General features: G+C 33.4%; 12 protein-coding genes and 1 tRNA gene. 10 read left to right on the forward strand and 3 right to left on the reverse strand.

Annotation, left to right across the window (positions count from 1 at the left end; genetic code table 11):
- On the reverse strand, positions 1-471 hold a 471-nt coding region (locus tag ACIQ2Z_RS11340; protein WP_396184266.1), incomplete at its 3' end, for a TspO/MBR family protein.
- An 85-nt stretch (positions 472-556) separates the two neighbouring features.
- Between ACIQ2Z_RS11340 and ACIQ2Z_RS11345 the strand changes: the two genes are divergently transcribed.
- The 6 genes from ACIQ2Z_RS11345 to ACIQ2Z_RS11370 all read left to right on the forward strand — a co-directional run bounded on the left by ACIQ2Z_RS11345 (position 557) and on the right by ACIQ2Z_RS11370 (position 5,315).
- Positions 557-1,645, forward strand: a complete 1,089-nt coding sequence (locus ACIQ2Z_RS11345) for a diphosphomevalonate/mevalonate 3,5-bisphosphate decarboxylase family protein (RefSeq protein ID WP_396184267.1) — start codon at positions 557-559, stop codon at positions 1,643-1,645.
- A 19-nt stretch (positions 1,646-1,664) separates the two neighbouring features.
- Complete coding sequence (locus tag ACIQ2Z_RS11350; RefSeq protein WP_396184268.1) at positions 1,665-2,015, forward strand: four helix bundle protein; 351 nt, start codon at positions 1,665-1,667, stop codon at positions 2,013-2,015.
- Positions 2,016-2,049: 34 nt separating this feature from the next.
- Entirely contained in the window at positions 2,050-2,988 is a 939-nt protein-coding gene (locus ACIQ2Z_RS11355; protein WP_396184269.1) for a mevalonate kinase, read from the forward strand.
- A gap of 84 nt (positions 2,989-3,072) precedes the next feature.
- On the forward strand, positions 3,073-3,993 hold the full coding sequence (locus ACIQ2Z_RS11360) for a geranylgeranylglycerol-phosphate geranylgeranyltransferase (RefSeq protein ID WP_396184270.1): 921 nt from the start codon (positions 3,073-3,075) through the stop codon (positions 3,991-3,993).
- Between the two features lie 82 nt (positions 3,994-4,075).
- Positions 4,076-4,951, forward strand: a complete 876-nt coding sequence (locus tag ACIQ2Z_RS11365) for a pseudouridine synthase (protein ID WP_396184271.1) — start codon at positions 4,076-4,078, stop codon at positions 4,949-4,951.
- Position 4,952: 1 nt separating this feature from the next.
- Positions 4,953-5,315: a nuclear transport factor 2 family protein gene (locus tag ACIQ2Z_RS11370; protein WP_396184272.1), complete on the forward strand. Its 363-nt coding sequence runs from the start codon at positions 4,953-4,955 to the stop codon at positions 5,313-5,315.
- A 67-nt stretch (positions 5,316-5,382) separates the two neighbouring features.
- On the opposite strand, the gene ACIQ2Z_RS11375 is transcribed toward ACIQ2Z_RS11370, so the two are convergent.
- Positions 5,383-7,506, reverse strand: a complete 2,124-nt coding sequence (locus ACIQ2Z_RS11375) for a M3 family metallopeptidase (protein ID WP_396184273.1) — start codon at positions 7,504-7,506, stop codon at positions 5,383-5,385.
- 223 nt (positions 7,507-7,729) lie between these two features.
- Between ACIQ2Z_RS11375 and ACIQ2Z_RS11380 the strand changes: the two genes are divergently transcribed.
- The 3 genes from ACIQ2Z_RS11380 (at position 7,730) to ACIQ2Z_RS11390 (ending at position 9,826) form a co-directional block, all read left to right on the forward strand.
- Entirely contained in the window at positions 7,730-8,383 is a 654-nt protein-coding gene (locus tag ACIQ2Z_RS11380; protein WP_396184274.1) for a hypothetical protein, read from the forward strand.
- Between the two features lie 391 nt (positions 8,384-8,774).
- Positions 8,775-9,239, forward strand: coding sequence for a mobile mystery protein A (locus tag ACIQ2Z_RS11385; protein ID WP_396184275.1), 465 nt, complete (start codon positions 8,775-8,777; stop codon positions 9,237-9,239).
- Positions 9,230-9,826, forward strand: a complete 597-nt coding sequence (locus ACIQ2Z_RS11390; RefSeq protein WP_396184276.1) for a mobile mystery protein B — start codon at positions 9,230-9,232, stop codon at positions 9,824-9,826. Before ACIQ2Z_RS11385 ends, ACIQ2Z_RS11390 begins: the two co-directional genes overlap by 10 nt.
- 175 nt (positions 9,827-10,001) lie before the next feature.
- Here the strand turns inward: ACIQ2Z_RS11390 and ACIQ2Z_RS11395 are convergent.
- Positions 10,002-10,083 (reverse strand) — tRNA-Leu (locus ACIQ2Z_RS11395).
- A gap of 251 nt (positions 10,084-10,334) precedes the next feature.
- On the opposite strand from ACIQ2Z_RS11395, the gene ACIQ2Z_RS11400 reads away from it, so the two are divergent.
- On the forward strand, positions 10,335-11,723 hold the full coding sequence (locus ACIQ2Z_RS11400; RefSeq protein WP_396184277.1) for a dipeptidase: 1,389 nt from the start codon (positions 10,335-10,337) through the stop codon (positions 11,721-11,723).
- The last annotated feature ends 70 nt before the right edge of the window (positions 11,724-11,793 follow it).

The raw sequence follows: 11,793 nt of genomic DNA on the forward strand, positions 1-11,793 counted from the left end.
ATTCAACCACCAAATACTACCATTCAAAAGCGTAGCAAAACTTACCCAAAGTAAATACGGTATCAATAATTTACTAGCCAAAGCGTCAATCGGTTTAAAAAGCTTGATGGTTTCCAAAATCATCAACCAAAGCAACAAAATTTCAATGAAAGCCAAAAACGGATTGCACATTCCAAAAAACAAAAAACTCCACAACGCATTTAAAATCAATTGAATTACAAATACCCAAAGTGCTTTTTTTACTAAAAGAGGAACAACTTCCATTTTGCTCCAAACTAATCCGGCACTCACGCCCATCATCACATAGAGTAGTGTCCAAACCGGAGCAAATATCCAATTCGGTGGATTAAAGACAGGTTTGATTAACGTTGGATACCACGTTTCAATGGAAGATTGTGTAGCCATTCCGGCACCATAACCAACTGCTATACAAACTATGACAGCAATCGCAATTTTGAGAGATTTTGACATGGTGATTTTTATTCAAATGTAACAAATCTGTTGTCAAAAAAGAGTGAATCATTCAAAAAATGTATCTTTACCAAAAATAAATTGCATGCTTAAGCCTTCAGATTTTATTCCGAAAAATTATTCTCAAACAATCGAAAAGGGCAGTTTTCAATGGTCAGCACCAAGCAACATTGCCTTAGTGAAATATTGGGGAAAAATGGAAAATCAAATTCCTGCCAATCCATCCATTAGTTTTACGTTGAAAAATTGTAAAACAATAACAAAACTGACTTTTTCTAAAATTGAAAGAAGTCCTAATTTTTCATTTGATTTGTTATTTGAAGGAAAACCAAAGGAATCATTTCGACCTAAAATTCAAAATTTTTTGGAACGAGTGGAAGTGTATTTACCTTTTTTAAAAGACTATCATTTTACGATTGACACTCAAAACACATTCCCGCACAGTTCTGGAATTGCTTCTTCAGCTTCCGGAATGGCAGCATTGGCTGTCAATTTTATGAGTTTAGAAAAACAGTTAAATCCGCAAATGACAGCTGAATATTTTAATCGAAAAGCTTCGTTTTTAGCTCGATTAGGTTCCGGAAGTGCCTGTCGAAGTGTAAAAGGTAAAGTTGTTATTTGGGGAAATCATGAGGAAACCGAAAACAGTTCAGATTTGTTTGGTTTTGAATTTGCTGAACTTCATTCAAATTTTGAAAATTATCAAGACACAATTTTACTGGTTGACAAAGGCGAAAAGCAAGTTTCAAGTACAGTAGGACATGATTTGATGAATAATCATCCATTCGCAGAAAATAGGTTTGAACAAGCACATCAAAATTTGTCAAAAATTAAAAATATTTTAAAAATCGGTGATGTAAATGAATTTGTAAAATTAGTAGAAAGTGAAGCATTAACACTACATGCGATGATGATGACTTCGATGCCATACTTTATTTTAATGAAGCCCAATACATTGGAAATTATCAATAAAATTTGGAAATTTAGAGAGCTAACAAGTATTTCGGTTTGTTTTACATTGGATGCCGGAGCAAACGTTCATGTTTTATATCCTGAAAACGTTTGCGAAGAAGTTTTGCAATTTATTAAGAATGAATTAGTTGTGCATTGTCAAAACGAACAGTATATTTGTGACGAAATTGGCAGTGGAACTCAATTGATAATTGACAATTAACAATTGACAATTATTAAAAATGGAAAAGAAAAATGTAATTAAAGAAAAATCTTTTGAATTCGCGGTAGAAATAGTTTACCTTTATAAGGTTTTAGCTGAGAAAAGAGAATTTGTTTTGTCGAGACAGCTCCTTCGTTCAGGAACGTCCATTGGTGCAAATGTGAGAGAAGCAGAACAAGCTGAAAGTAAAGCAGATTTTGTACACAAGTTATCAATTTCTTTGAAAGAAGCTAATGAAACAGAATATTGGTTAGATTTGTTATATGAAACAAAGTTTTTAAATGAAATAGAGTTTCTTAATATTAAAGCTAAAAATATTGAAATTTTAAAATTACTGATCAGTATCATAAATACTTCTAAGTCAAAATAATTATCAATTAATAATTGTCAATTGTAAATTAATTATGAAAGGACCTCTTTTTTACTCAAAAATTCTTCTTTTTGGAGAATACGGAATCATCAAAGATTCAAAAGGGCTTTCGATTCCGTATAATTTTTACAACGGAGCATTGAAAGTGAGTGAAAATCCGTCACAGGAAGCTATAAAATCCAACGAAAGTTTAAAGCGATTTGCAGTTTATTTAGCTCAATTGCAAACCGAACAACCGGAGTTGGTTACGTTCAATCTGGAAGTATTAAATCAAGATATCGAAAGAGGAATGTACTTTGATTCTTCTATACCACAAGGATATGGCGTGGGAAGTAGCGGAGCTTTAGTGGCTGCTATTTATGATAAATATGCCAATAATACCATCACGGTTTTAGAGAATTTAACCCGTGAGAAGTTATTACAATTAAAGGCTATTTTCTCGCAAATGGAATCGTTTTTTCATGGAAAAAGTTCGGGTTTAGATCCGTTGAACAGCTATTTAAGTTTACCAATTCTGATTAATTCTAAAGATAATATTGAGCCAACAGGCATTCCTTCACAAACTACCAATGGAAAAGGAGCTGTATTTTTGTTAGATTCCGGTATAATTGGGGAAACTGCTCCAATGGTCAATATTTTCATGGAAAATTTGAAAGACCAAGGCTTCCGAAAAATGCTTAAAAATCAGTTTGTTAAACATACCGACGCTTGCGTAGAAAACTTTTTGCAAGGCGATATGAAATCACTTTTTTCAAATACAAAAAAATTGTCTAAAGTAGTTTTGAATAATTTCAAACCGATGATTCCGGAAAAATTCCACAACATTTGGCAAAACGGAATCGACACCAATGATTATTACTTAAAACTTTGTGGTTCAGGTGGCGGAGGTTATATTCTTGGTTTTACACAAGACCTTGAAAAAGCCAAAAAATCATTAAGGGATTATAAATTGGAAGTAGTTTATCAATTTTAATAGCTTTAAATAAAGATAATCAGGATTCTCATTCTTGATTTTTTATGAACTATGGCATTATCCAGAAAAAATAAATTGATTTTAATGAAAATAATCAGTTTGTTTTCAGTGGTTAGAGGTTATAACATTCCGGTTATCATTTTAGCTCAATATTTAGCGGCAATTTTTATTTTATCTACAGATTTAAGAGCTCTTGATGTCTTGCTCGATTTTAATCTTTTTGTCATTGTCTTTGCTTCAGCTATAACTATTGCCTCTGGTTATATAATTAATAGTTTTTACGATAGTAAAAAAGATTTAATCAACAAACCAAACAAAACGATGTTAGACCGTTTGGTTTCTCAAAAAACAAAGTTGCAGGTTTATTTCGGACTCAATTTTTTAGTTTTTTTGATGGCAATGCTAGTTTCTTGGCGAGCCGCGTTATTCTTTTCAAGTTATATATTTTTAATTTGGTTTTATTCACATAAAATAAAAAAGTACCCAATTGTCGGAAACATAATGGCGGCTTTATTAGCGGTTTTACCCTTTTTCGGCATATTACTTTATTATTTTAAAATAGATGGCCTTTTAGAAAATGTTCGAAACGAGAAATACTATGTCATTTTTGCTCATGCTTCTTTTCTTTTTTTACTTATTCTTATTAGAGAAATGATAAAAGATTTAGAAAATATTAAAGGCGATATGACTCAAAATTATAGAACACTTCCGGTTATTTTAGGAGAATCATTTTCTAAAAAAGTAATCACTTTTTTAATAATATGTTCCATTTTCCCCGTTTATATTTTAATTGAAATTTATGATGTTGGTTACATGGATATTTATTTTTATGTCAGTTTTATTGTTCTCATTTTCTTTATAATGAAATTATGGAATTCGAATTCAAAAGATAATTATTTGCTTTTACATAATATAATTAAATTCATAATTGTTGCTGGGGTTTTTAGCATAATTCTTATCAAACCATCCGTATTGATTCATGGTCGGGAGGTTTTAGCGATTTAAAAAAAAAGTCTCTTTTTATTTGATTTTGAAACAAGTCGACAAACCAATTTCGAATTCCGTATCTTTGCAAAAATTTTCAAGGATGAACAAGAAAGAGGGAAGCAACAGAAAATCAACTTCCAACAGAAATACAAAAGGAAAACCAACGGGTTTTAGTAAGCCTAAACCGGCAAAGGCTAAGCGTTCGCAAAAACCTAAAAAAGTAACTACAGATACTCCACCACCTGCAGTCAAGCCAAAAATGAAATCAGATGATATTCGTTTGAATAAATATATTGCTAATTCCGGTGCATGTTCCCGTCGTGATGCGGATATCTACATTCAATCCGGAAATGTAAAGGTGAATGGCGAAGTTATCATTGAAATGGGTTATAAAGTTAAACCCGGTGATGTAGTCAATTTTGATGGAGCAACAATTGTTCCCGAAAAAAAGGAATATATTTTATTAAATAAACCCAAGAATTTCACTACTTCCGTGGAAGATGATCGTGATATGCGAAACGTTTTTGAATTGATTAAAAATGCTTCTCAGGCAAAATTGCAGGCAATCGGGCGTATGGATAAAAACACTACCGGTTTGTTGTTATTTACAAACGACACGGACATGATACGTAAATTTGGTTTACCCAATCAAAAATCACCAAAAATCTATCAAGTTTCATTAGATAAAAATTTAAAATTTGAAGATTTAGAAAAAATAGCGGGTGGAATATCTTTTGACGAGCACCGTTTATATGTTGATGAAATTAGTTATATTGATGATCAACCCAAAACAGAAATAGGCATTAAACTTCGTACACCCAACGTAAAAGTTGTTCGGGCAATTTTTGAAAAATTCGACTATGATGTAATAAAAGTTGATCGGGTTTCTTTTGCCGGTTTAACTAAAAAGAATTTGCCACGAGGTAATTGGCGTGCCTTAACGGAACAAGAAATCATAAACCTAAAGAATTTTTAACATGAATTCACAAGAAATCATGTCGATTGCTTATAAATGGTTTGAGGCATTCAATAATCATAATTTAGAACAGTTGTTATCACTTTATGATGATAATTCCCAACATTTCAGTCCGAAATTAAAAATCAGAAAACCTGAAACAAATGGTTTAGTGATTGGAAAAGAAGCGATGCGTGATTGGTGGAAAGATTCTTTTGATCGTTTGCCGTCTTTGAATTATAAAGTTACTTCATTAACGGCTAATTCAGATCGCGTTTTTATGGAATATGTTCGCTCAGTTGATAATGAAGAAGATATTTTAGTGGCTGAGGTTTTGGAAGTTCGAGACAACAAAATTGTTCTTTCGAGAGTGTACCATGCTTAACTAAAAAATCCCGAAATGAACAATCATCCCGGGATTTTTTTTGGAATTAACAATAACCTGAATTATTTTACGGCGTTTCTAAACCACGTTTTTTCAAAAGGGGCTCTATGCTTGGTTCGCTTCCTCTGAATTTTTTATACAAATCCATCGGTTCTTCAGTTCCTCCCTTTTCCAAAATATTAATTCTAAAAGAATTTGCTTTTTCGCTATCAAAAAGAGAAGTTTTCTTAAATTGGTCAAATGCATCAGTATCTAAAACACCTGACCAGATATAGCTGTAATATCCTGCTGAATAACCTCCGGCAAAAATGTGACTGAAATAATTTGCTCGATGACGAGGAATTATGGAAGGAATTAATCCGATTTTTTTCATGGATTCATTTTCAAAAGCTTCGGCAGTACCTGTAATTGTAGTGGTAGAAGTATGAAAACCCATGTCTAAAAAGGCAGATGCTAAGTATTCAACGGTAGCAAATCCTTGACCGAAAGTGCCTGAATTCTCTAATTTTTGAATCAAGGCATCCGGAATAATTTCGCCCGTTTTATAATGCTTTGCATACATTTTTAATACGGCAGGATCAGCTGCCCAATTTTCCATGACTTGTGATGGTAGTTCAACAAAATCTCTGTAAACATTTGTTCCTGCTAAACTTTTATACGACACATTCGATAACAAACCGTGTAAGGCATGACCGAATTCATGAAAGTAAGTAGTTACTTCATCAAAAGTGAAAAGTGCCGGAGCATCAGCTGTTGGCTTTGAAAAATTGCAAACAATTGAAATTATGGGTGGAATGCGTTTTTCTCCCTCTTTTTGTTGAGGTTTGTAGGAAGTCATCCAAGCACCACCTTGTTTAGATGCTCTTGGGTAAAAATCCATATAAAGAATGCCTAAATGTTTGCCATTTTTTTCCATTACTTCCCAAGCAGTAACCTCGTCATGATAAGTTGGAATGTTTTTTAATTCTTTAAATTGTAAACCATATAATTTGTTACAAACCATAAAAACGCCATTAGTAACCGCTTCTAAACTGAAATAAGGACGAAGTTCTTGCTCATCTAAATCAAATTTTTCAATTCTAATTTTTTCGCTGTAATAACGCCAATCGTAAGGTTGAACATTATCTTTTATGCCTTCAGCCATCATCATTTGCTTAATTTGAGCTTCTTCAACTTTTGCTTTTTCTAAAGCAGGAGTCCAAAGTTGATTCAAAAAAGTCATCACTTTCTCCGGTGTTTTGGCCATACTTTCTTCCAAAACATAATGAGCATGTGTTCTATAACCTAATAATCTTGCTTTTTCAGTTCGTCTATTTGCTATTTGAATAGCAATTGCATTGTTGTCAAATTCATTTCCATTATTACAACGGTTTTTATAAGCTTTCCAAATTTCTTCCCGAAGTTGTCTATTCGAACAATATTGCAAAAAAGGCATCACACTTGAATTGGATAGAGTGATAACCCATTTCCCTTTTTTTCCTTTCCCTTTTGCGGTTTCTGCAGCAGCTGTGATTAATTCTTCCGGTAGACCGGCTAATTGTTCCTTTTTGTTTACAACATATTCGTAGTTGTTGGTTTCAGCTAAAATATTTTGATCAAATTTCAGCGTTAAAACAGCAATTTCATTATTGATTGCACGAAGTTTTTCTTTATCAGAGGCATTTAGGTTTGCACCATTGCGAACAAATTCTTTATAGGTTTTTTCCAATAATTTATTTTGCTCAAGCGTAAGATTCAATTGGTCTTTTTGATTCCAAATCGTTTTAACTTTGGCAAATAGTTTTTCATTTAAATTAATATTATCAGAATGAGTTGAAATTAATGGAGCAATTTCGTTAGCAATTTTTTGAATTTCGTCATTCGTATTAGCTGAATTAATATTATAAAAAACTGTCGTTACCTTAGTTAAAAGGTCACCAGAATTTTCGAGTGCTAAAATAGTATTGTCAAAAGTAGGAATATTTTTATTGTTTGCAATTCCATCTATCTCCCGACGTTGAATTAAAATTCCTTCTTGAGTGGCCGGTTTATAGTGTTCGTTTTTAATCAGATGAAAAGGAGGAACATAAAAAGGAGTTTTATAGGAATTCAAAAAAGGATTGCTTGCGTAAATTGGCTTCAATTCCTGAGCCTCTACTTGAAAATTTGACAAACCCATTGTTAGTATAATTAAATAAATAGTGTATTTCATTAATAAATTATTTAAAAGAAAGCTAATGTAGTTATTTTTTAAAATTTACTTTTTGGATTAACTTATTTTTAAGACAAAAGTCATCATTGGTAACGTATCATTATAAATTAAGTTTATTCAGAATTATTTAGGCATAATAATTGTTCAGTTTTAAAATTAAATTCATACTTATTTGATTTTTTTAATATATTTCAATAAAATGTAAAATCTTAAATAAATTTTTATGAAAACGGCTAAAGTGTTATTTGTTTTTTTCTTTAGTATTCCCTTTTTAGTTTCCTGTGCTGATGATATTGATGATAATATTGTTTCAGCACCTTCTGATTTTTATTATTTAGGAGAATTACCGATTCCTTTTTATACGAATGGAAATCTCGAAGTTGCAAATATCAATTGGGGGAATGAAGAAGGAAATTTTACTTTAAATAGCAACTATCAAGGAGTATCGATAAATGAAACTACCGGAATGTTAACATGGAATGAAGATTTACCTTTGGGTGAAAACATCATTTCAGTTACAGCAACAAATTCTGCCGGATCTGCGGTTACCAGTGTGTTGTTTTTACATCAATTTGGGGGCGAATTTACTGGAGGGTACAATTCGGATCCTGCTTCAACAACAGTTACAGCATCCAATCTAGTAATTAATTTTAATGTCAATGGAACGTTATCGATAACGGATAATGGAGAAACCGGAACAGGAACTTGGAGTTTTAATCCGCAAGGAGATTTAGTTTGTGAATACACGGTAATTTCCGGTAGCTATGAACTAATTTATGATTTGACGTATTCAGTTACCGTAAATCCATTTTTAGAAGGATACAAAAGAATGGACGGAAGCATAGTGAATCTTGGTTATTCAAGAATGGACTATTAAAAACAGCTCTGTTTTCAGTTTAAAAAAAACCATTAAAGCAATTTGAAGGTTTTTTTTATGCAGAATAATGCTCGGTTGCCGAATCCTTTCTTGTGATTCTGAATTGCAACGAAAGTTTTTACCATTTTTGAATTAATGGAAAAGCATGAGTTGGAACCGGCAATTTTGCAAACGGTAAGGACTTTTTTTATTGTACCCCACACGAAAGGATTCGTTCAGCATCAGGGGATGAAGAGAATATTAAAAATTCATAGGTTTATTAGTAAAGTTTTTATCAAATTACAAAAGCACAATTGCAACTAGATGCTTATAAGGCAATACCCTTAAAATAAATTTGGTTATTTAAGGTTATAACCTTAATTTTGTTTTGTAATTATCAGGTTATAGCCTTATGAAAAATAATAAACAGTATTTGCTTTTACAGCAAACCGATAAAAAAATAACTCCTTTTAAAGCTATGAGCATAGCTATTGTGCCGTCTAGAGGATGGGTCAATGCATTTCGCATAGCCTTAAAAATGTCATTGCGTCAATTAGGTAATAGGTTGTCGATTTCACCTCAAAGTGTTAAAGAAATTGAAGAGCGAGAAGCCAATGGAACAATTACGTTAAATAGATTACGTGAAGTTGCCAATGCCTTGGATATGCAATTTGTGTATGGATTTGTTTCTAAGCATGATTCGTTAGAAAGTATGATTGAAAAACGAGCAAAGCAGTTAGCAATCGAAATTGTAATGCGGACGAACAATACCATGGCATTGGAAGACCAGCAAAATTCGAAGGAACGAATTGAACAGGCAATTGCACAAAAAACTAGTGAAATCAAACGTGAAATGCCTAAGTATCTATGGGATTAACAATTGAATATATAGAAGATCAAACACCGCTTGATGAGAATGAGAAAGAGGGATTGCTTATTTGGTCAATAACCACTCGTGAGGAGTTGGACGAATTTGAACAGCTCAATATTGAGAAAGCGATTCAATGGACGTTTGGTAAAAAACTAAAAGCAGAGCAATTGTTTACAGAGAAATTTATCAGAGATCTACACAAAAAAATGTATGGTGAAGTATGGAAATGGGCAGGATCTTTTAGAACTACTGAAAAGAACATCGGCATTAAGAGTTATCTTATAGCAATTGAATTGAAACAGCTGTTGGATGATGCTCTTTTCTGGATTAACAATAAAATCTTCGAACCTGAAGAATTGGCTATTCGGTTCAAACATCGTTTAGTGAGCATTCATTGTTTTGCTAACGGAAATGGTAGGCATTCTCGATTGATGGCAGATCTGATAATGGAAAAATTATTCAATAGAACTATTTTTACTTGGGGAAATGCTAATCTAGTAAAACCCACAGAGGCAAGAGGCAACTATATAAAGGCGTTAAGAGAGGCTGATAAACATGATCTTGAATCTTTAATTGCCTTTGCGAAGTCCTAACTCAAAGGACTCTGAATAATCATAAACTCTCTTGAATTGATAGTTAATCGTATTTCCCATGGCATCAAAAATACTTTTATTATTGCTAAATAAAAAAAGCGAAGTATTTGAGGAATATATGAAAAACAAAAAACCCTTAAAACATTTATTTTAAGGGTTTTGCATTTTTAAAAAGTGCGGGTAATAGGACTCGAACCTACACACCTTGCGGCACCAGATCCTAAGTCTGGCGTGTCTACCAATTTCACCATACCCGCGGGCGAATAAAACAGTAGCTGTTTCAATAAGTGGGTGCAAATATAGTCCTTTTTTTTAAATTCCAAATGAGAAATTCCAAATTCCAAAAAAAAGATGCGGTTTAATAATAGCTTCAATCTAAAAGTTTTGGAATTTGGGATTTGAAATTTGGGATTTGGAATTTCTATAATGGAATTTCCTTTTTTGGTATTTGGAATTTCCTTTTTGGAATTTGAAATTTGTATCTTTGATACTTATTATACAATTTACAATGGACAACATAAAAAACTACGTTCAACAAAATAAAGAACGATTCATTAACGAACTGATTGATTTATTAAAAATACCCTCTGTAAGTGCTGATTCTGCCTATTCGCAGGATGTGGTTGATACAGCACATGCAGTCAAAGCAAGTCTCGAAAAAGCAGGTTGCGATTTCGTAGAATTGTGCGAAACACCAGGGTATCCAATCGTTTACGGCGAAAAAATTATTGATAAGAATTTACCAACGGTTTTGGTGTACGGACATTATGATGTGCAACCACCCGATCCATTGGATTTATGGACATCGCCACCGTTTGAACCGGTTATTAAAACTACCGAAATTCACCCGGAAGGAGCCATTTTTGCACGCGGTTCGTGCGACGACAAAGGTCAGATGTACATGCATGTGAAAGCGTTTGAATACATGATAGCCAACAATTGTTTGCCTTGTAACGTCAAATTCATGATTGAAGGCGAGGAGGAAGTCGGCTCCAAAAGTTTAAGTTGGTTCGTCGAAAGAAACCAAGAAAAATTGGCAAACGATGTGATTTTAATTTCCGATACGGGAATGATTTCCAACCAACAACCATCAATTACTACAGGTCTTCGCGGACTAAGTTATGTAGAAGTGGAAGTCACTGGACCCAATCGCGATTTGCATTCAGGTTTATACGGTGGGGCAGTAGCCAATCCTATAAATATTTTAGCTAAAATGATTGCTTCGTTGCACGACGAAAATAATCAAATCACTATTCCCGGTTTTTACGACAAAGTGGAAGAATTAACCACTGCAGAAAGAGCGGAAATGGCGAAAGCACCATTTTCGTTGGACAATTATAAAAAAGCACTAGACATTGCTGATATTCATGGTGAAGCCGGTTATGTCACCAATGAACGCAACGCCATCCGACCCACTTTAGATGTCAACGGAATCTGGGGAGGTTATATCGGCGAAGGTGCCAAAACGGTTATTGCCGGTAAAGCATTTGCCAAAATTTCTATGCGATTAGTACCCAATCAAGACTGGGTAGAAATCACCGAATTGTTCAAAAATCACTTCGAAAGCATCGCTCCAAAATCGGTAAAGGTTAAAGTGACGCCACATCATGGCGGTCAAGGTTACGTAACGCCAATCGACAGTATTGGATATCAAGCGGCTAATAAAGCCTATTCCGAAACGTTTGGTGTGCCTGCCATTCCGGTTCGCTCCGGTGGAAGTATTCCAATTGTAGCTCTATTCGAAAAAGAACTAAAATCCAAGACAATATTAATGGGATTTGGTCTTGATAGCGATGCGATTCATTCGCCTAATGAGCACTTCGGAATTTTTAATTACCTGAAAGGAATTGAAACCATTCCGTTGTTTTATAAATATTTTGTGGAGTTATCGAAATAACTTCCGCTAAACCTTTGTCAAAGTTCCAAACTTTGACAAAGGTTATCCCTAAAAATCCGTTTATTCATAA

Origin of the sequence: Flavobacterium sp., assembly GCF_044361015.1 — a bacterium.
Lineage (GTDB): Bacteria > Bacteroidota > Bacteroidia > Flavobacteriales > Flavobacteriaceae > Flavobacterium.

Coding starts and splice junctions, on each gene's coding strand:
- ACIQ2Z_RS11345 (WP_396184267.1), top strand. CDS start 557: ATGCTTAAGCCTTCAGATTTTATTCCGAAAAATTATTCTCAAACAATC.
- ACIQ2Z_RS11350 (WP_396184268.1), top strand. CDS start 1,665: ATGGAAAAGAAAAATGTAATTAAAGAAAAATCTTTTGAATTCGCGGTA.
- ACIQ2Z_RS11355 (WP_396184269.1), top strand. CDS start 2,050: ATGAAAGGACCTCTTTTTTACTCAAAAATTCTTCTTTTTGGAGAATAC.
- ACIQ2Z_RS11360 (WP_396184270.1), top strand. CDS start 3,073: ATGAAAATAATCAGTTTGTTTTCAGTGGTTAGAGGTTATAACATTCCG.
- ACIQ2Z_RS11365 (WP_396184271.1), top strand. CDS start 4,076: ATGAACAAGAAAGAGGGAAGCAACAGAAAATCAACTTCCAACAGAAAT.
- ACIQ2Z_RS11370 (WP_396184272.1), top strand. CDS start 4,953: ATGAATTCACAAGAAATCATGTCGATTGCTTATAAATGGTTTGAGGCA.
- ACIQ2Z_RS11375 (WP_396184273.1), bottom strand. CDS start 7,506: ATGAAATACACTATTTATTTAATTATACTAACAATGGGTTTGTCAAAT.
- ACIQ2Z_RS11380 (WP_396184274.1), top strand. CDS start 7,730: ATGAAAACGGCTAAAGTGTTATTTGTTTTTTTCTTTAGTATTCCCTTT.
- ACIQ2Z_RS11385 (WP_396184275.1), top strand. CDS start 8,775: ATGAAAAATAATAAACAGTATTTGCTTTTACAGCAAACCGATAAAAAA.
- ACIQ2Z_RS11390 (WP_396184276.1), top strand. CDS start 9,230: ATGGGATTAACAATTGAATATATAGAAGATCAAACACCGCTTGATGAG.
- ACIQ2Z_RS11400 (WP_396184277.1), top strand. CDS start 10,335: ATGGACAACATAAAAAACTACGTTCAACAAAATAAAGAACGATTCATT.